This window comes from Bdellovibrio sp. BCCA (assembly GCF_037996825.1).
Taxonomy (GTDB): domain Bacteria; phylum Bdellovibrionota; class Bdellovibrionia; order Bdellovibrionales; family Bdellovibrionaceae; genus Bdellovibrio.
Genome location: NZ_JBBNAC010000001.1, coordinates 76,349 through 101,765 on the forward strand (window position 1 = coordinate 76,349; position 25,417 = coordinate 101,765).

At 42.5% G+C, this 25,417-nt stretch carries 21 protein-coding genes and 2 tRNA genes; 16 read left to right on the forward strand and 7 right to left on the reverse strand.

Annotated elements, in window-relative coordinates:
* Window positions 1-5: 5 nt before the first annotated feature.
* From AAAA78_RS00375 to AAAA78_RS00395, 5 genes are all read left to right on the forward strand, one after another.
* Window positions 6-689 carry a hypothetical protein gene (locus tag AAAA78_RS00375; RefSeq protein ID WP_340589711.1) on the forward strand — a complete coding sequence of 228 codons (684 nt, stop codon included), beginning with the start codon at window positions 6-8 and terminating at the stop codon, window positions 687-689.
* Between the two features lie 162 nt (window positions 690-851).
* A complete protein-coding gene (locus AAAA78_RS00380; protein ID WP_340589713.1) occupies window positions 852-1,280 on the forward strand; it encodes a helix-turn-helix domain-containing protein in 429 nt (142 codons plus the stop codon).
* A gap of 72 nt (window positions 1,281-1,352) precedes the next feature.
* On the forward strand, window positions 1,353-1,613 hold the full coding sequence (locus tag AAAA78_RS00385; protein ID WP_340589715.1) for a hypothetical protein: 261 nt from the start codon (window positions 1,353-1,355) through the stop codon (window positions 1,611-1,613).
* A 1-nt stretch (window position 1,614) separates the two neighbouring features.
* Window positions 1,615-1,953 (forward strand): hypothetical protein, encoded by a 339-nt coding sequence (locus AAAA78_RS00390; RefSeq protein ID WP_340589717.1) that lies wholly within the window; start codon window positions 1,615-1,617, stop codon window positions 1,951-1,953.
* A gap of 117 nt (window positions 1,954-2,070) precedes the next feature.
* Window positions 2,071-2,709, forward strand: coding sequence for a DedA family protein (locus AAAA78_RS00395; RefSeq protein ID WP_445291985.1), 639 nt, complete (start codon window positions 2,071-2,073; stop codon window positions 2,707-2,709).
* Here AAAA78_RS00395 and AAAA78_RS00400 read toward each other — a convergent pair.
* Window positions 2,706-4,676 (reverse strand): adenylate/guanylate cyclase domain-containing protein, encoded by a 1,971-nt coding sequence (locus AAAA78_RS00400; protein WP_340589720.1) that lies wholly within the window; start codon window positions 4,674-4,676, stop codon window positions 2,706-2,708. The genes AAAA78_RS00395 and AAAA78_RS00400 overlap by 4 nt on opposite strands.
* On the reverse strand, window positions 4,660-6,633 hold the full coding sequence (locus AAAA78_RS00405) for a hypothetical protein (protein ID WP_340589722.1): 1,974 nt from the start codon (window positions 6,631-6,633) through the stop codon (window positions 4,660-4,662). Before AAAA78_RS00405 ends, AAAA78_RS00400 begins: the two co-directional genes overlap by 17 nt.
* A gap of 119 nt (window positions 6,634-6,752) precedes the next feature.
* On the opposite strand from AAAA78_RS00405, the gene AAAA78_RS00410 reads away from it, so the two are divergent.
* From AAAA78_RS00410 to queF, 8 genes are all read left to right on the forward strand, one after another.
* Window positions 6,753-7,136 (forward strand): DUF333 domain-containing protein, encoded by a 384-nt coding sequence (locus AAAA78_RS00410; RefSeq protein WP_340589723.1) that lies wholly within the window; start codon window positions 6,753-6,755, stop codon window positions 7,134-7,136.
* A gap of 10 nt (window positions 7,137-7,146) precedes the next feature.
* On the forward strand, window positions 7,147-8,253 hold the full coding sequence (locus AAAA78_RS00415; RefSeq protein ID WP_340589724.1) for a hypothetical protein: 1,107 nt from the start codon (window positions 7,147-7,149) through the stop codon (window positions 8,251-8,253).
* A gap of 134 nt (window positions 8,254-8,387) precedes the next feature.
* Window positions 8,388-8,771 carry a hypothetical protein gene (locus AAAA78_RS00420; RefSeq protein WP_340589725.1) on the forward strand — a complete coding sequence of 128 codons (384 nt, stop codon included), beginning with the start codon at window positions 8,388-8,390 and terminating at the stop codon, window positions 8,769-8,771.
* Between the two features lie 116 nt (window positions 8,772-8,887).
* Window positions 8,888-9,355 carry a nucleoside deaminase gene (locus AAAA78_RS00425; RefSeq protein ID WP_340589726.1) on the forward strand — a complete coding sequence of 156 codons (468 nt, stop codon included), beginning with the start codon at window positions 8,888-8,890 and terminating at the stop codon, window positions 9,353-9,355.
* 58 nt (window positions 9,356-9,413) lie between these two features.
* Entirely contained in the window at window positions 9,414-11,453 is a 2,040-nt protein-coding gene (locus AAAA78_RS00430) for a hypothetical protein (protein ID WP_340589727.1), read from the forward strand.
* On the forward strand, window positions 11,443-12,765 hold the full coding sequence (locus AAAA78_RS00435; protein WP_340589728.1) for a hypothetical protein: 1,323 nt from the start codon (window positions 11,443-11,445) through the stop codon (window positions 12,763-12,765). Before AAAA78_RS00430 ends, AAAA78_RS00435 begins: the two co-directional genes overlap by 11 nt.
* Window positions 12,762-13,250 (forward strand): hypothetical protein, encoded by a 489-nt coding sequence (locus tag AAAA78_RS00440; RefSeq protein WP_340589729.1) that lies wholly within the window; start codon window positions 12,762-12,764, stop codon window positions 13,248-13,250. The genes AAAA78_RS00435 and AAAA78_RS00440 overlap by 4 nt, the downstream gene beginning before the upstream one ends.
* Before the next feature lie 41 nt (window positions 13,251-13,291).
* A complete protein-coding gene (gene queF, locus AAAA78_RS00445) occupies window positions 13,292-13,804 on the forward strand; it encodes a preQ(1) synthase (RefSeq protein ID WP_295900362.1) in 513 nt (170 codons plus the stop codon).
* Window position 13,805: 1 nt separating this feature from the next.
* Here queF and AAAA78_RS00450 read toward each other — a convergent pair whose 3' ends face one another.
* The 3 genes from AAAA78_RS00450 to AAAA78_RS00460 all read right to left on the reverse strand — a co-directional run bounded on the left by AAAA78_RS00450 (window position 13,806) and on the right by AAAA78_RS00460 (window position 17,373).
* A complete protein-coding gene (locus AAAA78_RS00450; protein ID WP_340589731.1) occupies window positions 13,806-15,191 on the reverse strand; it encodes a sigma-54-dependent transcriptional regulator in 1,386 nt (461 codons plus the stop codon).
* Complete coding sequence (locus tag AAAA78_RS00455) at window positions 15,191-17,227, reverse strand: sensor histidine kinase (protein WP_340589732.1); 2,037 nt, start codon at window positions 17,225-17,227, stop codon at window positions 15,191-15,193. Before AAAA78_RS00455 ends, AAAA78_RS00450 begins: the two co-directional genes overlap by 1 nt.
* A gap of 53 nt (window positions 17,228-17,280) precedes the next feature.
* Window positions 17,281-17,373: transfer RNA gene (locus AAAA78_RS00460), tRNA-Ser, on the reverse strand.
* Between the two features lie 142 nt (window positions 17,374-17,515).
* Between AAAA78_RS00460 and AAAA78_RS00465 the strand changes: the two genes are divergently transcribed.
* From AAAA78_RS00465 to AAAA78_RS00475, 3 genes are all read left to right on the forward strand, one after another.
* A tRNA-Arg gene (locus AAAA78_RS00465) sits at window positions 17,516-17,592 on the forward strand.
* Between the two features lie 179 nt (window positions 17,593-17,771).
* Window positions 17,772-18,635 carry a FecR family protein gene (locus AAAA78_RS00470; RefSeq protein WP_340589734.1) on the forward strand — a complete coding sequence of 288 codons (864 nt, stop codon included), beginning with the start codon at window positions 17,772-17,774 and terminating at the stop codon, window positions 18,633-18,635.
* Window positions 18,636-18,666: 31 nt separating this feature from the next.
* A complete protein-coding gene (locus AAAA78_RS00475) occupies window positions 18,667-20,664 on the forward strand; it encodes a tetratricopeptide repeat protein (protein WP_340589736.1) in 1,998 nt (665 codons plus the stop codon).
* Window positions 20,665-20,701: 37 nt separating this feature from the next.
* On the opposite strand, the gene AAAA78_RS00480 is transcribed toward AAAA78_RS00475, so the two are convergent.
* On the reverse strand, window positions 20,702-22,738 hold the full coding sequence (locus AAAA78_RS00480) for a hypothetical protein (RefSeq protein ID WP_340589738.1): 2,037 nt from the start codon (window positions 22,736-22,738) through the stop codon (window positions 20,702-20,704).
* 36 nt (window positions 22,739-22,774) lie between these two features.
* Entirely contained in the window at window positions 22,775-25,417 is a 2,643-nt protein-coding gene (locus AAAA78_RS00485; protein WP_340589740.1) for an adenylate/guanylate cyclase domain-containing protein, read from the reverse strand.

The following is a 25,417-nucleotide window of genomic DNA, read 5'->3' on the forward strand; positions in this document are numbered from 1 at the left end:
ATACAATGAAACAATTCATAAAGCAGAATGGATTATTGAAATTTGCGATCTTTGTTGCGTTTATGATAGTTCCTATAGGTTTGGTAGTAAGTTATGGCCTATTTCTAGTTAATTGGTTTATTAGCGGTGGAATTAGATTTCAAGACTTCGGATATTTTCTAGTACTTGCGTTGATTTTTTTTGGAGTGAACTCTAATGATTTTTTTGGTCCAAATCGCAGTGGAACACTACTGCCAAAGCATACGATCATGCTCTGTTCACTTCCATTCGCAATTTTTTATGGTTCAAAAAATGATAGTGGTTTATTTTTCGGCTTTTTGTTTTTGTATTCGATGTATTTCAACTCGTCCAAGAATCCTGAAAACAAGGGCTTTTATTGGCAATATGAAAACGCTAATGCGGATACTTCTGCTGAGGATGTTTCTGAGGCAATTAGAAAGCAATTCTTTTTAGTTAAGACAGAAAAAAAAGACCAATCCTTTTCAATCAAGGGTTTCGGATTATGGGTGTTTCGGATAACTGCAGAAAAAGGAGACCAGGGACTCAGGATTAGAATTGAGCCAATGCCTTCTGGTATAACTTTCTTTCTTTTTCTAAAGGTGATGCCAGGAGCTATGGGCGAGTTTTACGGCAAACAAGTTTTAAAAAACCTTGGCTTATCCTTAGAAACCTCGAAGACTCCAGTGTAGAACTCTTTGACGAAGTGTAAAAGAAGAAGACATTTTGTGTACATCAAGTGCTGTTTATTTGAGATGGCTATAAATAAAATTTAATTAAGCCAGTCTATTGTGAAGTGGGTCCTCAGAATGTAAATTAGCTCTCGAATTATTAACGTAACTTCGGAGCTATAGGTGGAACAAATCACGAGTCACGTAAACAGCCTACTGGATTTTTGGATTGGGCAAAAGCCGAACCGATCAGTTTCGTCTCTTTCAAGAGCAAGCGGTGTAGGCGAATCTACAATACGTCGTTTGAAAAACGGGAACGTACTGCCTTCTAAGGATAATCTGATTAAGATTATCGTCACTTTGTCGGGTGAAGATTCCTTGTTGTTGGCCTACTCTAAGCTTAAACAGGACAAATCCCCGTTAGTTGAGCTAATTGAAAATGAATACCCCTACTTGATCAACTCGAATGAAAATTTGAAGGGCTATAAAAAAATAAATGCTCCTCAAAATTACCTGAGTCACATGATTTGTATTCTGTCCCAGGTGAAAAACGGCATTAATGAGTCTGAGCTATTATTGATTTTCGGAGCGAGAGCTAGAGGTGTTTTATAAGAGCTTGTTGAATTAGGTCTTGTCCATATTACCGAAGGAAAACTTGTTAAGTATTGTGGAAAAGAAGATGTATTGATTGGTAATAATGTAGAAATTTTACCTGACCTCTACAGAGACTTCTTTAAAAAGACAACGCAGTATAACTTTCAAAGAATCGATATGTTTGGCGTCAATACAGAAGGCTATTGCCAAATTATGGACGTGCTTATGGAAGCCAGCAGCAAGATTGCTGAGATCAAGAAAACTCATAAAGGAACTATTCCCATGTTCGCGGCAACAGTGATGGATACGCTTGAGGCTGAATGCCCTTTCCAAAAGAAAGAGGAGGTGTAGCATGAAAAAAATTATTACATTGCTATTAACTGCTCTGTGCCTTCTTACATCTAATGCATTTGCAGATGGAGTTCAGACATCAGGTGGTGTTAAGCCGAAAAGGGATTCTTTCCAGGCTGAACAATTTAAGAATCAACTTCCTACTCAGGTCTATGTGAGAATTAAGTCGATTCATTTAGAAAATAACATAAATAACGTAGGTTATTATGAGGCTTTGGTTAGCTCTCAAAAGTCTACTGTGAACGAGATTAAGAGGTATGAGCAAGAGTTGAGTCCTGAAGTGGTTGAAGCCCTTCAGAAGTCAATTAAGTCAAACGACTGGGTGCCCTTAAATAAGTAACAATAATCCCTCAAAAAAGGCGCTTGCAAAGTGCCTTTTTTATCTTGCGTCGAAGGTCGTCGCAAAAATCTATTTCTCTTGCTCTAAGGATGATTTCCAAACATTCTGGGTTCTATGATGGAATTCGTCGATATTATTTTGCATCTTGATCAGCACATTCCTGAATGGATCGCGTTCTTCGGTCCTTGGTTGTATGTGATTTTATTCCTTATCATTTTTGCTGAGACAGGATTGGTGGTGACGCCATTCTTGCCTGGGGATTCACTGCTATTTGCTTTGGGTGCGTTTACGACGGTTGAGCACGGTTTAAATCTTTGGATTATACTGGCAAGCTTAACGATTGCAGGAATCTTAGGGGATACGGTGAATTACCATATAGGAAAGTATGTGGGACCAAAAGTCTTCGAGAGTAATTCGCGCTTCTTTAAAAAAGAACATTTAGCACAAACTCAAGCCTTCTATGCCAAATGGGGACCATTTACAATTGTGGCGGCTCGCTTTGCGCCAATCGTTCGCACGTTTGCCCCGTTTGTTGCGGGCATTGGATCTATGCACTACCGGAAATTCCTTTCATACAATGTCATTGGCGCGGTCGCGTGGGTTTTTACATTTGTATTGGCAGGACATTTCTTTGGAAATCTTCCAGTTGTTAAAAAGAATTTCCACATCGTGATTTTTGGAGTGATTGGTGTGTCTTTGATTCCAATGGTGTGGCCGTGGATCTCTAGTAAAATTCAAAAGATGAAGGCGCGTTAAGCAGCCTTCTTCGCAGACTTTGCTAACATCTTTGCTAAAATTGGATTCGTTTTCAGATAAACCGGGTCCGTATCCTGATAATACTTAATAATAGTTTCTAAAGCGTATTCACCTGATTTTTTATGAGTCGGATGAGCACTGTTGAGAAGTCTGTGGAGAGCATCCCACACATCTGAATTAAGCTGCTGTTTTGCAACTTCGACGATTGTATCGGCGGCAACACGATTGTTGGATGAGAACATGTTTTCCCAAATCTTTCTCGCTGGGAATCCATATCTACCTAACACCATAATTGCATTTGCTTGTACGCGTGGGTCTTTATGTTCTAGAAGACGCACGACCGAATCTTGAAGTGTTGTACTCCATAGATCTTTCGGAATAATTCTTCCCAAAAGACTTACTACGGCCGAAAGGGCTTTGGTACTTAGAAGACCTTCTTCTTCTCCGCGCAAGAAAGAAGTTAGAGTCATCTCTGCCTCGGACACGATTTCTTGAGTTGTTTTTTCAAATCGATGATACTTCAAAGCCGTGAGCATTCTTACAATATCATCATCACGGCGAGTGACCGCCATAAGACGAACTTTTTTGAGAACAAACAGCATATGTTCATCGCTGCGGAAGTAAGCGAGGCGCTCCCACATATTGGATTCAAAAACCCATTCAATCGAGTTGAAATCGCGAGACCTGCAAAGCATGGACTCTTCTTTGAAACCTTTAAGCTGATTTACTTTGCGATCAAAGATAAACGCTAAACCCTCCGCACTTGGAGAAGCCTCTTGAAAGAAAGTAAGTACCTGATGGGATTTATCGTCGATCAAAGAAAGCAGGCGGACTGACTCAATCAAGGGAAGACCACTGAGTGCGTGCCCTTCATCCAGACGAGTGAATCGCATCGTCCCTTTGGCGAAAGAACCTTTTAACTTAAAATAGTGATTCGCTTCTGCGGGGAGATTTTTTTCAATGATTGTTGCCTCATAAAAAAGATCACGGATACACGCGATTGCAAGTGATTCAGAGGAAAGGTCTGGAGCGATCTCATCTTTAAAGAGGAAAACGATTTCATCTCCGACAAATTGATAAATCAAGCCACCATGGCGCTCAATCACCTCGCGCGCTCGGGCGAAGTATTGATTCAGAATCGTTGTTACGTATTTATCGTCCTTTTCTAAAAACATCTGTGTGTATCCGTTAAGGTCGATACGACACAAAGTTGCTGCAAAGCTATACGGAGCCTCCCTGCCGCTTTTTAGTTCATGACGAATTGCTGGCCCTACCGTTTCACCATAAGTTTCACTGAGCTGTTCGAGACGGACGCGCTCGCCCTCTAATCCCATCGAAGCTTTGAGAATAGTCTCAGCTTCCACGGAAGTAGTTTTGATGTTTGCAATGTCTTCGCGGGACCGACTTGAGAGGATTTTACTGAGGTTGATGATGTCTTTTAAAAAGAGATATGAAATTACCGCAACTATTAGAGTTACAATAAATAGATCACGAAGAAGCAAGCTCAACATTGTTTCAGCTGTCTTCCACATGATTCGTTCTTTGTCCTCAAAAACACCTACGGTAAAAGTCGTATCCTGTATTTTTAGGGTTCTATACGCTAGCCCGTTCACTTCGATGATCTGATTGAATGTTAGATATTTTTTATTAATACCTGCAAGATTATTGAGATTGTTGTACCACTCAATAACTTCATCATTCTTTTTGATTATATAAAAATCGATAAGATAAAGTGCCCTGGCACTTTCAAGTCTGTCTTTAAGGACGGAGTAGTTTTCGGATATCAGTAACGAAACAAAACTTTCTTGAACGAACTGCATGTTTCGTTGCCGTTTTTGGATTTCTTTAACAACAATATCTTTAACATTGAGATAGAATTGAGCTGAACTGGCTGCGACATAGCCGATCCAAAACGTCGCAACAATCATCAAGACAACCGATTTTCTTTTGTTATTTTTGTCTAACAAACCGGTCTCCTTGGTCGAGGAAGATGATGTTTCCTTTTTTTGCGCCGTATGAATTCCCGTAGAGATCCAATACTTGAATGCTATTCATTTCAAGCTCTTTGCCGAAATTTGGATCTTTCAGCTTTTGTTTTGTTACTGAGTAATTGCTGCGCGAAATAAACGTAACAACTTCGTCTGAAGATACGGAAGCGGTGCCTCGACGTTGAGGTCTTGGAGCGCCAGAAGTAGTACCTGTTGATGACGACTGTGAGACGGGCGAAAGCTGGTATGAGGCACTAGCGGATGGAACTCCAGAAGTAGCTCCGCCCCCACCTACAGAGTTTGACACTTCTGCAGATGCCGGAGTCGAAGAGGATTTCGCATCTTGTTGTTGGAAGCCTCTATTCATAGCAGGCTTATTTGCAGTTGATGTTACGGACGACTGCGTTGTGCTGTTAGAGTCTATAGAAATACTCTCTACAACTTTTTCGTCAGAGGAAATTTTGTTTCTAGCCTGTACGCCTAGAGAAACACTTGCTGGAACCCTATTGCCTGATGAGGATGAAGTTGATTCTGTTAAAGAAGAACTACTTGATGCAACATCGGTGGCATCTGCCACTTTCGATTTCGCTGATGACCTAGATGACTCTTGCGCGACGGCCGGAGAAGACATTGATCCGATCATGTTGTTTGCTGCACGTAAAATTCCGCTGCTATCTGAAGCCGATCTTGTAAGAGCTTGTTGAGAGCCTGAATCCGTTTGTGGCGGAGGATTGTTTACGACTTCAGATAAAGATTGTGAACTCGGTGCTGCTAATTGTGAAGCTGGTATTTCAGCCGGAATGTTGGCAGTCGATGTATTTGCAGCTAATTCGATTCCGTCTTTTACATTGCCACTGAAAGTAGTCGCACCACCTTTTGGAGTTGTAGCTTGTTTCTCTGGAATGTTGGCAGTTTGGTCCTTCGTAGCCTCAGTTAAAGCGGCACTAACGTTGCCCGGAAGAACCAGTATTCCATTCATTTTGCTACTGGCGAGAGCCACTTTCTTAAACTCTCCGACTTGTAATTCTTTACAGCCTTTGATTATTTCGTTCACCGTCTTTTCAGAAAAGAAACCAAGTCTATGAAGTAGTTCATGCTGTAATTCTAGTTTTATATTATCAGATAGCTTTCCATCCGGTTTTGCAGATTTTAAAAATGTTATTGTGCCTTTCTCATCAGTACTTGCGGGTGAGAATGGATCTTTGTCGGTTACGTCGCATTTTATGACAGATTTGTGGTTGCCACTCTGATAGATGAGCTGACGTTTTTGTAATTCGTAGGCGGTGCTTAATACTTTTTTTGTAAGAGCGGTATCTTTGCCAAAGTCGAATTTTTTTTCAAAACTTTCGGAAGAAAAACAAGAACCGAGGAAGTCCTGTGTAGTGGTAGTACTAGCAATAGTACTTTTTAGTTTTATAAATTCTCTTGGAGTCAGTTTTTCCTTGCAAGAGCGATCAAGGAGATCGGTTTCTGCGGCTTGAGACGCGATTTCAGATTCAATGTCGGCTTTAAATGTCTGTAATTCTTTTTCCATCTTTTGAAGATTCGTGTCGCAAATGTCCGCCGGTGAGTAGCCTCTATCAAAGGTTGATCTGGTTCTTGCCTGTTGCAAAAGTAGTTTGCCGTCTACTGAGGAATAATAGAATTCGTTTACGGTTGAAGAGCCAATTTTTCGCACGAAATAATGCTTAATTAAGCCTGAAGAAAAAAGAATTTCTATCTGAAGCGAACCCTTCTTAACTTTCCAAAAATCAATTTTGCCATCGAGATCAGAGTCGACACGAATGTCCTCATAGTCCTTGTAGGACGTAACGAAAACACCAGGAGAATTTCCTCCTGGATTATAAATGATATCCTCCGCTTTCAGCAGAGTTTTTCCTTGCGCATCAATAAGGCAAGTGAATGAAATTAAAAGTAAACCTAGAAAAAACTTCATCACATTTCGTTTCGGCTATAGATCAATATTTGTTAATAGGATCTTTGGCTAGGTGGATCTTAGGCTAGTTTTGCTTCATAAGACTTTCTCAGTTTCACCAGATCTATGAGCATATAAACATGAAGCTATCATTAATCATGGTAAGTACTGTTCTGGCATATTCTTTCGATGTATCAGCAGCGTCTCTGAAACTAGAAATGTATTCTAGCGAGAAAAAAAAGTACGAGACGGTTTCTGTCATAGATCTGCAAGAGTTTAAGATCTCAAAAAACTGCATAAAGTCCGGGAAGCCGTCGTGTCAGGCTTGGGATGCGACATCTAAAAAAAGTAAGACCGATTTAACAGGTCCCGCTCTTGGGAATCCCGCCGCTAGATATTGTTTGGAAATGGGCGCTAATAATCGAATTCTTATGGATGAAAAGAAGCGTGAGTTTGATTATTGCATTTTTGCGGATGGTTCAATGATTGATGCTTGGTCTTTGTATAACAAGCACCACAAATAAAGGAAATTTTGTGTCTAAGTGTGAAGCACTTTTACTTATTACTTTCTTCTCCATGAACGCTTTCGGCGCATTTGGCTTAAATACATTTTCAAATGAATACAAACCGAAAACAGAGACGCAGTTACAAGTCACTAACATGCCCAAAGTAAGAAGTCAGGATAGTATCGGTATTTGTTACTCATTCGTTGCGAGCACTCTCATTGATGAGGCAAATTGTGTTGCTAATAAGGTACAGGATTGTTCAAGTGTTCCTAATACAAATAAAGCTTCACCTCTGGACATGGCTAGATATTCCCAGGATTTGCCTGAAGACACCGATAGTTCAGATCGATTCAATTATGAAGGTCTAAACGAGGGTGGGTCCGCTGCATTTGCTATTTACAATGCGGGTTTCCGCGCACAAGCCATCGTGCGTGAGTCGTGTGCACCATTTGATCAAGTTGTCTCAAAGATTACCGATCCAGCTAAAGCGCAAAAAAGCGAGTTAGAAATGTGGCAGAAATTTAAAAACATGTATGAAGCGTACAAGAGAAAACAAAAAGAATGTGCTCAATGTGCACTTGAATATGCCACGACTACAGCGAACGACATAAAAAAAGATTTTAATCTCAAAGCTAGTAACCAAGAAATATTGAAAGCATTCGCTGAAGACAGCTATTCAAAATTTTTAGATAAGATACTTATTCCAGACGACTGTTGGGATTTTAAAAACCAAATTTCTCTAAAGGGAAATTGGAAAATGAATGCGTATCCGGATAAAAATCAAACATCAAACTATCAACAAACTATTTCAAAAATTAAAGAAGTGCTTGGTCGAAAACGACCCATTAGTATTGGATTTTGCACGCAAACGCCATTGGAAGTTAAGTCTACCGATGCCTGTGGGAAAATTATGAAAAATGGAGAACCTTCTGGCGAAGGCCACGCCGTCGTCATCAAGGGTTACCGTCGCGTCTGCAATAGCAAAAATCAATGTTACGATGCCCTTCAGATTCAAAACTCTTGGGGTGAATCGTGGCAAAGTAGTAACGACGACGGATGGGTGGATGCCAAAGAACTCTTAGATCGAACATTTTATGAATCTGGCAGTCTTGCCTGGCTAGATCCCAAATCTTAAATCCGTAATCTTAGAACCGATCCGGAGTTCGAGATCAAATACTCCTCAGATCTAATATATCCAGCATACGGGCAGGCACGCCCTGGCTAAACCCTTGCTCTATGGGCCTTCCGAAACCAATCAGGAGGTTCAATATGAAAAATACAAAGCTTATTTTATCAATCGTTCTTATGTCGGCTCTTTCAGCATGTGCGGGAAAAAAGAATTCAGATGAAGGAGTTAATGGTGGAGTTGTTACAGCGGACGGGCGCTGTACAGATGAAATTATCGACGTCAGTAACAGTTTTCTTCGGGCAATGCGCTCCCTCAAGCTGGCTCAGGAAACACTTCCCGATAACGCAGAATTGATCGTAAATCGCGCTATTGAAGTTCGCGATGCTTGTGATCGTATGTTTCCAAAATACGAAGGTGTGTCTTGCAAAGCAGAATCCCAAGGCAGAGTTGTCGATCTTAGAACGGACGATGTTAAGGAGTACTGCGCTACGATTAAAGAAATTTTAAGATCCAATAATCTTTAAAACCATTATAGCGCGCGGAAACTCAAGCGTTGGATGGTAATAAGGCGTTAAACACGAGCGGGGCTTGTAGCCGAAGAGTTGACTATTAGCTCGAGTCCCGCCACTATGTGCACCTTATGAAAAAGGAATTCATGATCAGAGCCATTGAGCTCTCCAGAAAGAATATGCAGGCGGGCGCTGGAGGTCCATTTGGCGCTGTTATCGTCAAAGATGGTAAAGTGATTGGAGAAGGTTGGAATAAAGTCACCTCCTCCAATGATCCAACGGCTCATGCAGAGGTTGTTGCCATCCGTAATGCTTGTGAAAACGCAAAGAACTTCAGCCTTGAAGGTGCGGAAATTTACACGAGCTGTGAGCCTTGCCCTATGTGCCTTTCAGCGATCTACTGGGCACGCATTAGTAAGATTTATTTCGGCAATACTCGCAAAGATGCCGCCGACATCGATTTCGATGATGATTTCCTTTATCAAGAGATTCCAAAAGAAATTAAAGACCGCAAGGTTCCTATGATTCAATGCGCACACGAAGAAGCATTGGACGTTTTCAAAGAATGGCAAAACAAGACCGATAAAGTGCCGTACTAAGGGCGAGGTTGACCTTTCAGGACTCCAAGCCTTAGGGCTTCTTAGAGACAATAGAGGAATGAAATTAATGAGTTCATTCCTCTTTTTATTTTTGAGCGTTTTTCTTCTAAATTCATGCACTCATAAAGAAAAACTTATTCCCCGTGACGTTGCCTCTTTGCAAGCCAATGGTGGTATGGAGGGTATTTGGTTTTTACAAGGAACCTCTTCCACGCGCGGACCTTATAACGGCGAACTAGAACTTCGTCGTTCTAACGATGGCACATTCAATGTCGTTCGCGCTGTCACTTACATTAATTATTTTTTCGACGGTTTAAAAGTTCAAGAGATCTGGACAGGAAAAGCCGTTGCCACAGGTGACTCTGTCACAATCACTTATGAAATTCGTCAGGGTGATTTCATCACTCGTTTAGGAAATCAAAAAAGAGAACCGTCTGATTTCAGAAATCCCGTGACTGTGATTTCTCGGTTTGTGGCCTCGCCTGCAGGATTGGCAACCCAGTTTGCTGACAAAAAAGTTTCTAATTATTCAGAGTGGATTACGACAAGAAGAGATCTTGAAGCAAAACCTCTTTGGGTGAACGAAAGGAAAAATCTCGACGCCAAAGGCCCGCGCATTCCTTTAGCTGTGAGAGGCGTTATCAATCTTTTCAAGATGAAGATTGGATATGATAAAGATCCTCTTGTGAAGTCCTATAAGGATCGTCCTGAATTTAAAGACGAACATCCTTACATTGTTTTTGATCCGACAGATTTTGAATTTTATCGCACCAACAAAGATATCATTCGTGTCGTAAATAAAATTACGGATGACATCAGCATTACGGAGTCAGTCGTAAAACGAAACGCTTACTCTCCGACCTTGGCTGAAAAAGCAAATGGCTTTGATAAAAATGCCCGTGATTTTCATATCAATGAAGCGGGAATGCTTTCTCACGCAATCTTAGGTGACAATGGTCATTTGATTTCCTACCAGTACGATGGCGACGCTGCCTTGTGGACGGGAATGTATGTAGGCTCACAAGCGATGCGCTATCTCACAACAAAAGACAATACGGCTTTACAAAACGTACGTAAATCCGTGAAAGGTCTTATTACCCTTTTGGATATCACGGGAAATCCTCAAGAGTTTGCAAGAACTCTGGCGGCCTATGATCCTAAAAATCCGATTCCAGAAAAGTGGCATCGTGGTACAGGAAAATACGAAAATCTTATTTGGCTTGAGGGCGGTAACAACGACATGGTTAAAGGAATCACGCATGGATTTCTTTGGGCAAGTCTGGTGATTCCAAAGTCTGATACTGAAATTTGGAATGAGCTTCGCGATAAATCACGGAAGTTGATTGATCTTCGCGTGATGCAGGAGAAACCTCAGAATCGTCCCGCGGCTTACGGATTAGCGGCCTACATCACTGGTGACCAAGGCTTCAAAGATCAATACGTAAAATCTTATAGCAGCTTTAAAGTAAAAGTATCGGGCTATAGTTTCGATACTACTTTCTATTGGCACGGATCTGCGGATTGGAGTGGAATCAACCTTGGCGTTGTTGGCGATATCACTGACATCACACTAGCGGATCTTCTTGGACAAAATAAAATCCGCGATCAGTTACGTGAGCGCCTGATGGACTCGTGGGTCACTTATGAACCTGCGCAAAGACATCTTGTGACGTTGGCTGCTTATGGATTTGCTTACAAGCATGGGACTCGCGGAGGAAATTTCCGTTCAGAGAGCAGTGACACACGTTTTGTTTCAGCCTTATGGCAATCCGTGTGGGGTTTGCGTGAAATTCCATATCCTCGCCCGAACTTGGACGTCAGCATTGATCATTCGCTAAGACCTGATTGGTGTATGTCCCCTATTCCTCGTTTGTTTTGGAAGGCCGTAAAGAAACCAGAACCTCCCATCGATTTCTTTTATCAAGGTCTTTACAACTATCCCGTGTTTGAGTTGCAAGCTTTCTCCAGTAATTTTGTATGGAAAGATTCTGCATTCTTATATCAAACATCTCACAGCAAGGGTGTTGAAAATTCCGGCGTCGATTATCTTTATGCTTATTGGTTAGCGAAGTACATTGGGGTTAATAATGTGGATTAAGAGAATCGCCCCTGGATTCCTTGTATTGTTAGTTTCATTTTCAGCAGCGGCAAAAAAGGAAGTTGTATTTTTTGGCGGTGGCGGAGAGCCCAAGGGCGATAGCACGATCTTTGATGCCGCCTACAATAATTTTGCGATGTTTTCAAGTGGTGGCTGGCAGGCGCGTTCCTATTTTAACGGGGGCCATGCCAAATCAGAAGCAGTCGCGCAAAAATTATTTAAAGGAAAAAATCAGCCGATGACGACAAAGAACATGGCTGACGAGATCGCAAACTTGAAAGCGCGAATCGAAAAAGGTGAATTAAAAAGTGGCGATCAGTTGATGATCACTATTGCCACTCATGGTTTGGAGAAAAATAAATCTCAAACGTCTCACAGCATCGCGACTACGGATTCAAGTTTTAATTTGGATGAAATCGCAAAGCTCCGCGATCTGGCAGAGAAAAAAGGTGTTTCTTTAGCGATTGTGGATTTTTCTTGTTACTCAGGAAATACGTTAAATCTGGGGACTGATAAAACTTGTGTTATTTCGACGGCCGCCGACACCGTTGCCTACAATACTTCGGGCGACTATATGGGAAGAAACTTTACTATGGGAAGATCCTTAGAAAGTGCCTTCCTGGATGGTCGCAGCGAAATGAATGCTGTTGTTCCCGCGGCTCCGCAAATTTCTACTGAAGCCGGCAGAAAAGCTTATCAGCTAACAAAAATTTTGTCTGAGTCGATGTCAGAGCGGAGCACGATTCGTCCAAGTACCGAGGCGGGTTTAAACTGTTACGGGACCAACTCGATATCGTATCGTAAACTGCAAAGCAATTTGCGTGATATCGGTTCTGGAGATATTTACGGATATCTTAAAGTGAAACTTGGGATGCAGAAAAGCAGCCTCGAGCCCCTTATCAACAAACTGCAGACGGCTGTAAAAAAATACGAAGACAAGCGAAAAGGCATGCAAAAGATGTTAGATGAGATGCAAAGCTTAAATCAAAACGTTTGTCACGAAGTGCAAGGTGTAAAGCTTTGTGGAAATGTGCAGAACTGGGAGTTTGGCTATAAACTTCTTTCTGAAAGAGAACAAAAAGGTCAGCTAGATGAAAAAGGCCGTGCGGAATTAGCTGTTTATAAAACGGCTATGAATACGCCTCAATTCAAACGTTATCAAAACTTAAGAACGTCGTTTTCGAAACAAGAAAGTCTTTTTCCTGAGGCCAAAGACGTCGCCCGTGTAGAGCGGGAAGTTTATAATGTTCTTTACGGAGAGCTTTCGAAAAAATCTTCTAAGCCGAATCCATGCAGAAAGTTTACTTTATGAGAAAAATGATGTGGAAAACTCTGTTAGCAATGTGGATGTCGTTGGTTTCTATCAACGCTTTTGCACAAAATGATTTTAAATGTGGTGAATACGAATTCATGGGCGTTATTCGCAAAGTTGACGGTAAAAATGTTTTAAAACTTTACGAAGGCTCTATGAGCGAAGTGATCTTAACCCTTTCGGCTGACCTTGAAGAGCTTGCAGAAGTGAATCTTGGAAATTCTGTGACCTTAAAAGGAAAGATGTTTGCGCCGGTAAAAACTTATCGCGGTAAAATCGAGTCTATGCTGAGTGAAAAAGAAATCCAGGATCTCACAGCGGCAGATAAACCCTATACGGCTCGTTTTATGAGAGACGACATCAAGGAGCGCCTGGCGGACCCGTTGCATCCAGATATGGATTCCGGAATGAAGCTCATAAAAGAATTACCTTGTTCTGGTCGAGAGCCTAGCGCGACAACGAAGAAGGCGAAGAAGAAAAAGTAGGCATTGATCTTCCAAACCCGATGAACTAAAAGACTACCATTATGAAAAAGAAAACTGGCAGAGACGCAAAAGAATTAGAAAACTTTGTTTTGGGCGAAAACCAAACGAAATATCCTGAGACCTACGCACCCGAAGTGCTTGAGGCTTTCGACAATAAGAATCCTGGCAAAATTGCTTGGACGACTTTTGTTTGTACGGAGTTCACTTCATTGTGTCCTAAAACTCGTCAGCCGGATTTTGCGAAAATCTTTATCAACTACATCGCTGATAAAAAAATGGTGGAATCAAAGTCTTTAAAGCTTTATCTCTTTAGCTTCCGCAATCACGGCGATTTCCATGAAGACTGCGTGCAAACGATCTGTGACGATCTTGTGAAGTTGATGAAACCGAAATACATCGAAGTCGTTGGAGAATTCACTCCACGCGGTGGTATTGCTATTTATCCTTATGCAAGTTATGCGGTGAAGGATAAATTCTTTCAGAATCTCTATGAAAAGCGCATGAGCGAATATGCTCCAGGCAAATACTCCATGGAGCTTTCAAAACTTTATTAGTCTATTTTTTAATTCCTTGCAGGCGGCGGCGTAGATCGCCCAACGTACTGCGAGGAATTCCTAAGTATCTTGCCGCTGCGGACTCAGAGCCCTTTTTCTTCATCGCAAAATCGATCAGCTTTAATTCGAATTCAGAAACGACGTGGCTGTAACGTCCCTCCAAAGCCTTTTCGTCGATCTCAGCAATGGAGTTATTCTTAATAACTTCTTCATAGACCGGCGCTGATTGAACCAAGTGAGGCGTAAGATCGCTTGGTTGAATTTCATCTCCGTCGACTAAAACGCAAGCGACCTCAATGGCAGATTTCAATTCGCGGATATTACCGGGCCAAGAATAGGTTAGTAGCAATTCTTCGGCTTTAGGACTGAAAGATTTTTCGCGGTAGTTACCGCTTCGTAAAAATTCATGAGCTAAATCTAAAATATCTTCTTTACGTTCGCGAAGGGCTGGCAAAGTTACGGTGAATTTCTTAATTCTAAAAAACAAATCTTCACGGAACTTTTTTTCTTTGATGAGTTCTTCAAGATTTTCGTTCGTGGCTGCAATCGTGCGACAGTTTACTTTTCTTCCGACATCTTGACCGACGGGGTAGATATCGCCGCTACTGAGTGCACGCAAAAGTTTGACCTGTAAATCCATGCTAAGGGTTGCAAGCTCATCTAAGAAAAGGTCCCCGCCATCAGCACTCTCAAACTTTCCAGCGCGGTTTTCTGTTGCGCCCGTGAAAGCGCCTTTTTTATGACCGAAAAGTTCGGATTCGGCTAAGTGAGAAGGAATGGCTCCGCAGTTAACGGCAATGAAGGGACGGGAGTCATCGTTTTCAAGACTCCATAAATACTGAGCCATGACTTCTTTGCCTGAACCACTTTCGCCACGAATAAGAACGGACTGTCCAGAGCCGCGAATTTTTTTAGCCGTTTCAATTACAGCCTTAAACGCAGGAGACTTCGTATAAAGATTGATGTGCGTAACAAGCTTAGAACCAGCTTGATGTTTTAAAGTCTGGTTCTTTCTTAGCAGACGATGCAGAACGGGAGCTTTACGTAAAACTTGAGTTAATGTTTTCGTGTCAAAAGGCTTCACCAGATAGTCAACAGCACCCGCCTTCATGCAGGCTTCTACAAGATGTGCCTCATCGTGACCCGTCATCGCAACAACGACTGTCGAAGGATAGTTTTTTGAAATCTCTTGAATGAGCTGCAAACCCACGCGGTCTTCAGATTCATCAAGGGATAGATCAGTGAAAACAAGATCAATAAGCTGTTTATCAAGCACGTCCAAAGCTTCATCTAGGGAATCGGCCAAGGACACCACATGAGGAGCTGGAATTTGAGACTGCATTGTTTTGCGAACAAGGGTTTCGTCATCAACAATTAGAATGCGCATTAGTTCGTCCTCACTTTTATTTCAAACTGTGTAATCCACGGTTTTGGAATGAGATGTCCATTTAATTTTTTAATCTGATCTTGAATCCATTTTTCGTCAAAGTCTGATGTGCACAGGTAAGCTCTTTTGCCAATACCGAGTTCACCAAGAATCTCTAGACCTTTTTTATTTTCACTTAAATTCTGGTCAATCACCAATAGAGCTTTTTCTGGCCAGGACTTCAATGGAAAAGCATTTTGAAATTCTGTTGTTGTGGAAAAGAAAGAAGTGTTTTTAAGTCCGATGCTCAAGGCCTTCTCTCGCCAAGCATTAAGAACGTTCTTGTCGTCATCCACAAAAACAAGAGGCTGGTCCATTTCAAGTTCAATAGAAGCAGGGGCCCATGCGGGCTTTTTTTCTCGCGGCATACGTAAGGTGAACGTAGTCCCTGAACCTTCAACCGTGGAAACATCCAAAGTTCCGCCACTCCATTCGATCGCGGCTTTGGCTTGGAAAAGGCCAAGGCCCGAACCTGTCTTTTTCCCGTGAGTAAAGCTGCGCTCAAAAATTTTTCCTAAAATATCTGCTGGAATACCCTTGCCGTTGTCTTTGATTTCAAAGGTCCACTCTTTTGGGTTTGAAGAAAGCGAAAGAATAACTTCACTCGCGCCCGCTTCAAATGCGTTGTTGATAAGATTTGAAACTGCGGACTGCAACTCATTGACCTGAACAACACTCCAGATCTGAGGAACGGAACTGAGGCCTTGTAGCAGAAGCGATTGATGTGCTTGCTTGCGAACGCTGTGCTCATTAAAAACAGAAGTGATTAAGGGTTCAACCAAGGTGAGCTTGGGCGCTTCAACTTCAGAGACGTCTTCTTGCTTAGAAATGCTAGCGGAAAGTTTTTGGACAATGCCGGCAACTCTGGCAACGGCACTTTTTAAAATGGCTAAAGGCTCTAACTGTGCGGTCTCGATTTGGCTTAGCGCCATGTTCATGCTCATCAAGGGGCTACGAATGTCATGGGCAACTTGGGCGGCGATTTGGCTGCGGGCTTTATCTCTTTCGGCCTCGATCAACTGAGTTTGGTGCGACTGCAGGGTGCTCAGCATTTGGTTGAGATTTTTTCCCAACTCATTTAGTTCATCGCGGGATTCCTCTTCAGAGCTAGGCACTCGTTGTGAGTAGTCTTGGGTCTTCGTGATCTTTTGTAGAGTTTTAAAAATGGCGTCGATTTTTCTTAATAATGTTTTAGTAAGAACACGAGACAACCACAGAGAAAGTAATATTAAGATGGTGGCGACACCAAAAAGAATCGCGCGTATCTTTTTTAGTTCCGTATCTAAGGTTTTTGTCGAAATGGTTGCAACCAGACGATAGTTTTTTTTGCTGTGGCCTTTTAACGAAGTCAGAACAAGCATTCGTCCTTGTTCAATGTGTGCTCCGTCGGACATTTTTAAAACCTGCTGAAGATCTAAAGTGTCGTTGTAGCCTTCACGGTGAATTCGACCCAGGCTTTCATCGTTAGTGCCGACAAGTTCTACGGAAAGATTATCAGCATCGTGTTGAATCATTTCGCGCAACAACCGTGTGGCATCATCAAAGTAAATAATCGTTTCAATGATGCGTTTGCCATCAGCACTCGCAAGAAGAGTATGTTGTCCGACGTTGGAGTTTGCGTCTTTAACTAAAGAGCTTTGATAGCTTGAAGATTTCGAAATATCGAAATCCGGAAAAGCCTCGATACTTTTTTGATTGTAGATATTGATATCGTTAATTCCGAGAGAAACAGCCAATTCATCAAGATCTTTGTTTTTAAGTTCGCCTCGCTGGTCTTGCAGTTTTAAAACTTCAGCAGCATTCAGGGCAATTTGAGATTCCGAGTCTTCGATATTTTCTAAAGTCTGCGCCAAAAGATTCATGTGATCGACGTAGGACTCTTTAAAATCTTCAGAACGAGTTTTGGACAAAATTCCGCTAAGAATAAGACACGTTATAACGGCCGAAGCTGTCGCGGTCCCGAAAATAGAAAGAAAAATCTTATGAGAAAACTTCATCCGCGAAAGAGGCATCCTTTAATCGTAAAGGACGAGCTTATGAAGTCAATAAATGGCGGAAAGGGCGGGATTTGAACCCGCGGTACACCTTTTGAGTGTACGAGCGTTTAGCAAACGCTTGGTTTCAGCCACTCACCCACCTTCCCGCGGTCGTTATAAGCGACTAGAGGTCCAAAGTGCCATACCCGGGACCCATAATCAAGGAATTGACCGTCTTCTTTTTGCAATTTTATCAAGAATGCTTGATTTTTTGGTGGCCGCAGTCTATCAATACGTCTCTTTCACAGTGCACTCGTAGCTCAGCTGGATAGAGTACTTGACTACGAATCAAGTGGTCAGAGGTTCGAATCCTCTCGAGTGCACCATTTTTTTCTCCCAGACATTTTAGAAATCTCTTTATACTCCGCCCCATTTTTAGAACATTACAAGTTAACTAAGTCCCGTTTATTTTTCCCAGTCTAGAGTCTAAAAATAAATCACCCTGCACGGATCAATTTTAAGCCGAAAAGAACTCGCGTATCCTAAGGACTGAGGGTGCAATTCAATGAAAAAGCAGTATTTGTCGTGGTGTGTCTTAGGGCTCAGTCTTTTCCTTTATCAAACGTCCGCTTTCGCCGAGCAAATGTATGGTGTCTTTATGGTCACCAAAGGCAGCGTGAAAGTTCAAAACTCTAAAACCGGTACTTCCGACGCCAAAGTGGGTGTGAAGGTTTATGAAGGCGACACTGTGATTACGGCCGCTGACTCCCGCGCCAAAATCGTGATGTCAGACCGTAACGTCATCAACGTGAATCCCGAAACAAAAATTCAGATCGCTAAATACCAAAACGATGCGGCGTCTGGGAAAAAGAACGTGGAGCTAAACCTTCTTGAGGGAAAAGTTCGCAACAACGTTGAGCAGACTTATGACGGAGAAAAAAGTAAGTTCCTTATTAAAACTCCAACGGCTGTGGCCGGTGTTCGCGGCACTCAATTCTTAGCCGGGTATAATCCATCAACACAAATGACTTCGATTGTGACATTTAAAGGAGCTGTGACTTTGGCTTCCTTGAATTCACGAGGTCAGATTGTTGGATCTGCAGTTTTAGTGAGAAAAGGCGAAGCGACAAGTGCAGCGCCGAATGCTCCGCCAGAAGCTCCGAAGTCGATGTCAAAAGAAGAGCTAAAGAAAATGGATGCGGATACGGCATCTGTATCTAAAGGCGATGGGAATCGCGAGATTGCAAGTGGTGCTGGTGCTCCATCGCTTGTAACTGCGGGAGATACAAGCGTGAACAATGCGCCAGAAGCGCCACCGCAAATAGTACCGACGACACGTCCGAATGTAGTCACAGGTCCTACGCCACCACCGCAGCGTTTTGAACCGAAGACGAAAGTCATCGTAAGACCGCAACCTGTTGGCAACTAACTAACAACAACGAACCAAGAAAACCACCATCATGAGAACAGCGCTGATTCTTCTGCTTTGTACATTCTCAAGCTTGCCGACCTTTGCCTTAGACACGAAGATTTCGCAGTCACAGGCAATCGTCATTGAACTCCACGACTCTAAAGGCAAAGGCGACATTCGTCCGGTTCGAGTGCGTGATGCGGATTCAAAAAAGATCGCGCAGATTTCCGTAAGAAAACAAAAAGCCAATCCACAGGTGTGGGACGGTTTTTTTATCATTCAGTTTTTTAAAGGCGACACGGCACCCAGAACTTTGGAATTTTATGGCCTAGATAAAAATCCTTATTATGCTTATGCCGCGACAGAAACGAATGTTCAAAAAATCTTTCTTTTTAGTTCCGCAGATGAAATGGCGAAGTTCGTAGCTAAAGAGACGGAAGCCCGGGCTAAAGCGGCTCAAGTAGCGACCGCTACGTCAAGTAAAGCTGAAGTTTATTCTCCCGAAAAAGTGGCGCAGATGCAAAAACAAGTACGTGAACAAATTCGCGTGCAAGAACAAGCGCAAATCAGCATTGAGGAGCAGCAAGCAAAGAAGAGAGCTGAGCTTTTAGCGGAGCAAGAAAAACTTTCGATTGCAGAAAAACAGAAGAAAAAACAAAAGGCTCTTGAATTGGTTCAGCAAGCAGACACGCTCTATCAAAAACAAGACTATAAGGGTGCTGAAAAACTCTATTCAGAGGCTTCTGAGCTTGATCCAGAGAATGACTCTTACCTTTATCGTTATGGCGTGGCTCTTTATAAAACCGATGACTACAACAAATCCTTAGCGGCACTTTCAATTGCGGAAGTTTCTTCTGAGCAAACAACGGAAAGAGACTACTTTGTTGCCCTCAACCATTTAAAGCTCAAGGACTACGATAAAGCTCTAAAAAAATTAAATGAAGTTCGTGACGAAAATGATCCGAACATCAGTCCTGCGGCGGCGTTCTTTGCGGGAACTATTGAGTACCAAAAGCAGAAATATGCGGATGCTCGTAAGAGTATGGAGTATGTCCTCGACAACTCCAAAGATTCACAGCTTGATAAAGCGGCTGATGATATGCTGGAGCAGATTGACCGCATGGAAAACTTTTATGCGAGTAAAAACGAACGCTATCGTTTTTCATTTTTTATCGGACCCGTTTACGATCAAAACGTTTTGAATTTGGCTGTAAACAATATTGCGACAGACGTTCAAGCGTATCGTGTGAACTATGGCGCAAGTGCCTTGGGAGTATGGTATCGAACTCCGACCTCTGATTTAGGAACGCAACTGGCCGTCTCAGATTACTATAGTACGAATACAAAATTCCAAGGCGATGCCATTTTGCAAACGGCGGATCCTTTGGAATTCACGTTCACGGTTCCTTTTCATAAAGAATTTGCGATGAAAGATCGTTCGCTCAATTGGGAATTGTTGCCGACGCTCAAATCTCTTTATATGAGTCCGACAGGTGGAACTCGAACGGAAATCATTAGATCAACGGGTCTAACAACGACGCTTGCAACTCCAATTAAAAGAGATCTCTATTTGTCAGGAAAGTTGGAATTTTTCACAGACAAATCGTATCTGGATATTAGCACTTCCGATGACGATCAAACGGGCAGCAAATACGGAATCACAATAACACCGACGAAGCTTTTAGATCTTAAAGGTGAAAAAAGTATTTCGGCTGACGTGAGTTATCTTGTGAATAATACGGAAGGTAAAAACTATCGTTACAAGCGTTTGGGCCTGGGTGTAGCTTACGGTTTTCCGACATTCTGGAGAAGCAATAGCAGTGTTCGTTTGGATTATGGCAGCCAAAATTATGGGGAGGCTTCCACCACACGCACGGATACAACATTTGCTTTGACCGGAGTTCTCACGAAAGAGCTTACGAAAAGGTGGAATTTAACAACGACACTTCAATATACGATGGCAAATTCGGAAGTGGATCTTTATAAATACAACAAGCTCATGGTGATGGGACTTTTCACTTACACCTTAAGTATCTTGGATAAATAAGAAATAAAAAACCCACCGTGAAGGTGGGTTTTGTTTTTTAGTATTGAACCGTGATTGGAATTGTCTGCGAAGGACTTGCGTCTCCTGAGGTCACGTTCACAGAGAACGTTAAGTCGGCTCCAGCTTGGTTATTCACTTTTAGATAGAAAACCCGCTCCGCAATTCCTGAAGGAGGAGTTTCCAGATAAGAAGCCTGGGATGTGCAACCCGCGTCGCTATAGAAATCATATGTTGAAGGCCCCGGAATTCCAGAAATATTGGCGGTGAAAGGTTTATAGATATTGAAAGCTTCAGTTCCAGAGAAGTTCATAAGCTTCGCCTTCAAAGGAATACAAGTGTTGTTAGCAACAGGTGCGGAAGCATCCAATCTAAAAAGATTCCAAGAACTAGGTCCATCAATTTTGATCGGATAGTAGTTTGTCGGAAATCCCGCTACTGTTGCCGCGATGTCTCCGTTACCAAAAGCAGTGGCGCGGATGTAGAACTGAGCACTGTAGCCACCCGCAGGAATACTGACATTGCTAATAGGATTTTGAGGATAAGAGCAGTCACCTGAGTTAGCATAAAGACCTAAAAGGTTTCCGTTGATATTCACATTTGTCGCAGCTGTCGGAATAACCGGCGTGTGATAACTGTTTACTAGGAAAACTTCGTGAGGCTGATTGGCGCAGTAGTTGATACTGTTTAACTGATTGAAACCACGAATCTCAACTCCCGCAGGAACATTTGTGCCGTATCCTTTTCTCACAAACTGCGTGGCAGTCACGTAAGTGGCTGCCGTATCCGTAAACGTTAACGGAACGTCCGCGGAAAGAGCCGAACTCATTTTCACATAGATTGGTAATGACGTTGTATAAGAAGGAAAAACAAACGAAGTGGATGAAGAAGTATTTGTTTGGCAAGTCGCCAAGGTTGAATAAAGAGAAACACCGGTTGCGCCGCTCACATTGACAGTCATGCCGCTGTAATTTGAACCGGGACTTCCGGACATTTGCCTAAGATCTAAGTTGAACGGATAACAAACATCAGGAAGAACACTCCACGGACCTACAAGATCGAAGGTGTTAGAGGAAGTAGAAAAGCTTTGATAAGCTCCCACACCAACGATAGTTAAACCGTTTGGCGCCATGATGTTACCAAGAGAGATGTTAACAGTTTGAGGATCATACGGCGTTCTAAAGACAACCTGCATACGATCTGTGAATGGTGGAATTGTCACCTTCGACATCGGATTCACAGAAGCTTGGCAATCTTGGAAGTTAGAATAAATTGCCTGCGTTGCTGCAGATATTGTGATTTGCGGCGTGACCTCAATCGCAACCGGGAAAACAGCATGACGTCCTTCATTGTCTTTAAGGACAAGGTCTACGGATTGACAACTGTCCGCCACAAACTTTCCAGTTGGGAACCAATCCTTGGTGATTTCAATTTTTGTTGGAGCTGATCCAGAGCCATTGTGATCGTCAGGGAAATCCGGACCATCGCAACCGTCAAAACGATTGGCTTCGTTGAAAGAAACATTTAAAGGAAGGTCTTTCACTTCGCCGGGCTTTAATTCAAGATTGCCTGCTTCGCCCACGATGTAAGGAGAAGACATTTCTGAATCAAGAGGAAAACCATTTGTTTTAAAATCGCGGCAAGCAGTTGCAGTTGTCGCGTGGAAACCCACGACGAAAATCACGCGGTCTTTCCCGGAAGGAACGTCAATGCCAATAGCACTTCCAGCGGGAGCAGCTCCCACCCAAGGGCCGATTTTTCTTGGAGCGAAAGTCGTCGTGCCGTCTTTACGCTGACAAATATTTCTTTGCAACTCAGGTTCAGGTCCACTGGCTGCGACCAAATAACAGTTGATAGGACGATCACCTGTCATTCCTGTCGGTACCGGACGCGCAGTGTTTGATAAAACGGAGTTATCCACTTTGGAATTTAAGCTTGAAGCCGAGCCGGGAAGTTTAATTTGGATTTTAGTTTGCTCATCTAATTTTAAACGATCACAACCCATCACCGTAAAAAGAGCTACAGTCAGCAAAACGCGATTTTTCATATACTTACTTGTCGGCATAAAATTTCTCACAGTTAAAGTATTCTCAAGATTTTTTAACACGCGAGTTTACTTGGTTTTCATAACGTAAACTCCATCCCAGTCTAAGGGCGGAGGTGACTCAAGATAATCCTGGCATCTTTCAACGTAGAGTTCTGACACGGGATCATTTTGAGACATCGTTTTTGCTTTATTAAATATTTCTAAGGCTTCAGAAAACTTCTTGGCTTGATAAAGTTCGAAGCCTTCACTGAACAATCGAATTTGCTCAGCCATTTCACCTTTGAGTTTTCCCTCACAGAGCAATTCATAAATGCGCACGGGTTCTAGTTTTCCTTTGACCCGCACTCGATCAATTTCCCTTGCGGTGAAACTGTCTTTTACTTCGGCGTAAGTAAATTCGCTGATCACAATTCTTGTACCGTACTCTTTATTAATACCTTCAAGTCGGGAGGCCAAATTCACTGAGTCACCCATGATCGTGTAGTTTTGTACGATATTAGAGCCCATGTTGCCCACACTCATATCGCCTGTGTTGATGCCGATTCCAATATCAATCATGGGCAGATTTTTTTCGGCAAAAGTTTTCTGCAACTCTTTAAGCTTGTCCAAACTTTCCAAAGCACAACGGCAGGCGTGAGCTGCGTGATTTTTATTCTTCACTGGCGCGCCAAAGAAAGCCATGATGGCATCACCCATGTACTTATCAAGAGTCCCGCTATTCTTAAACACGATGTCCGTCATCGGCGTAAGATACAGATTCAAAACGCGGGATAATTCTTCAGGAGTGAGTTTTTCAGAAATCGTCGTAAATCCACGAACGTCAGAGAAAAACGCCGTCATTCTTTCACGACGACCGCCGAGTTTTAAGTTGGCAGCATCTTTAAGAAGTTCATCAACGACCGCTGGAGACACGTATTTTGAGAACGTAGATTTAAGTTCGCGCTTTTTCTTTTCTTCGGTGAAGTATTTAAAAATCTGAATTGCGAAGAAAGCTGAAAAGACAGTGAAGTAAAATAAAAAAGAGTGAACTAAGGTCTGCTCTTTAATAAAGAGCCAAATATCAAAACTAAGAAACGCGATGACGGCGACCAAGAATAAAATCATGGACGACAACGAACCCATCCATGCCCATGCGATACTAAGTGTGATGCCAACAATAAAAATAATCCAGGGCATGGCCTTTGATTCTAGCGGCCACTGTTTTAAAAAATTTTTCTCAAGTAAGTTAGCAAGCATCGTCAAATGCAACTCAGGTCCCGGGTAGTTTGCTTCAACAGGTGTATTACGTAAGTCGTAAAGACCCACGGCTGTAGCGCCTACAAGAACGCTGCGACCTTTAAAGAATTCAGACTTGTTGTACTCTTTTTCGGTGATTTCAATTTGCTTTGTTTTGGCATCCACGATGTTGCGACGAACGCGCACTGTAGGGCGATCGTTGAAAAGTTCCTTTGCTGAAACATAGGGGAATGACATCTGACGACCATAATAGTTAATCAACATTTGCCCAGACTTATCCACGGGGTAAGTCACAACTTTTTTCTCGGGATCTGTCGATGTGTCGAAGATGTTAAACTCATCAATGGACTTTGCACCATTCGACGATGTCTTCATTTTGATTTCCGCGCGATAGGGACCTGATAGCAAGTAACTTTGCAGCGCGAGTGACGGAATAAAGCTAGAGCCTAACTTATTTCCCGAACGGAAAAACAAAGGGTAGCGGCGCACATATCCGTCAGCATCAAGTTCGGCGATGAAACTTGCCGTGAAGGCGGCGGGTTTTTGAATTTCCGGGATGTTCGGAGTCCATTCGCCGTATTGAGGAATGGGATGCGGTTGAAAGGAGGATTTGATTTTCGCTGTGAGCTGTTCAAAGTTAAGGTCTTTAAGTTCTTTAGATTCCTTGGCCACTCCTAAATAAAGTGGCGCGACGTTGTTCACGATATCAGGAGATAAGAACACGTCTTCTTTTGTAAGCCACTTGTTACAGTATTCAAACAACGATTGGGACTTTCGAGAATTCATGAAATTCTGCTGGTAGGGTGTTAACTCCGCCAAAGAATTTTTACCTAGGTGTTGAAGCACGTCGCTTTCTTCTTTGTGCTGAATATTCGCAAACAAAGTTTCAAACAGCGGTCCCCAGTTTAACTCATCAATCGCATTGGTCGATTCATCCATCGTGAAACTTGGGTTCAGTTTCACAACTTGATCTCCACCCGTTTTTAAGAAAGCTTCCGCGACACACAAATCTTGATAAGGTTTAAAATCAAATTTGTTATCACTAAAAACTCCCAAAATAATTTTATCCGGATTTTTTTCAACGACTTGTCCGAATTTTAAGTCAGCGCCTGGGTTTGCTTTTTCGGGTTCAGAAAAAATCGCATCAAAACCAACGGACTTCGCACCGAGATTGACCAACTTGTCAGTGAGTTCTGCCATTTGATCACGGCTCCATGGCCAGCGACCGATTTCACGAACGGCATCATCGTCAATTGCGATCATCGCGACAGGGGCGTTCGATGTTTCTGCGGATTTAAACTTGTATTTCAAATCGTTGAAGCGGAAATCCAAAACCTCCAGTGTTTCTAAAAAAGGACTGTAAGCGCGTTGAATGGTCGGCGTTTCTTTATAGGAAAAATAGACGAGCGTGAGGCACGTAAGAAGACCCGAGATGACAATCCCAATAAGCAAACTGATGCGTTCCGTTTTCAT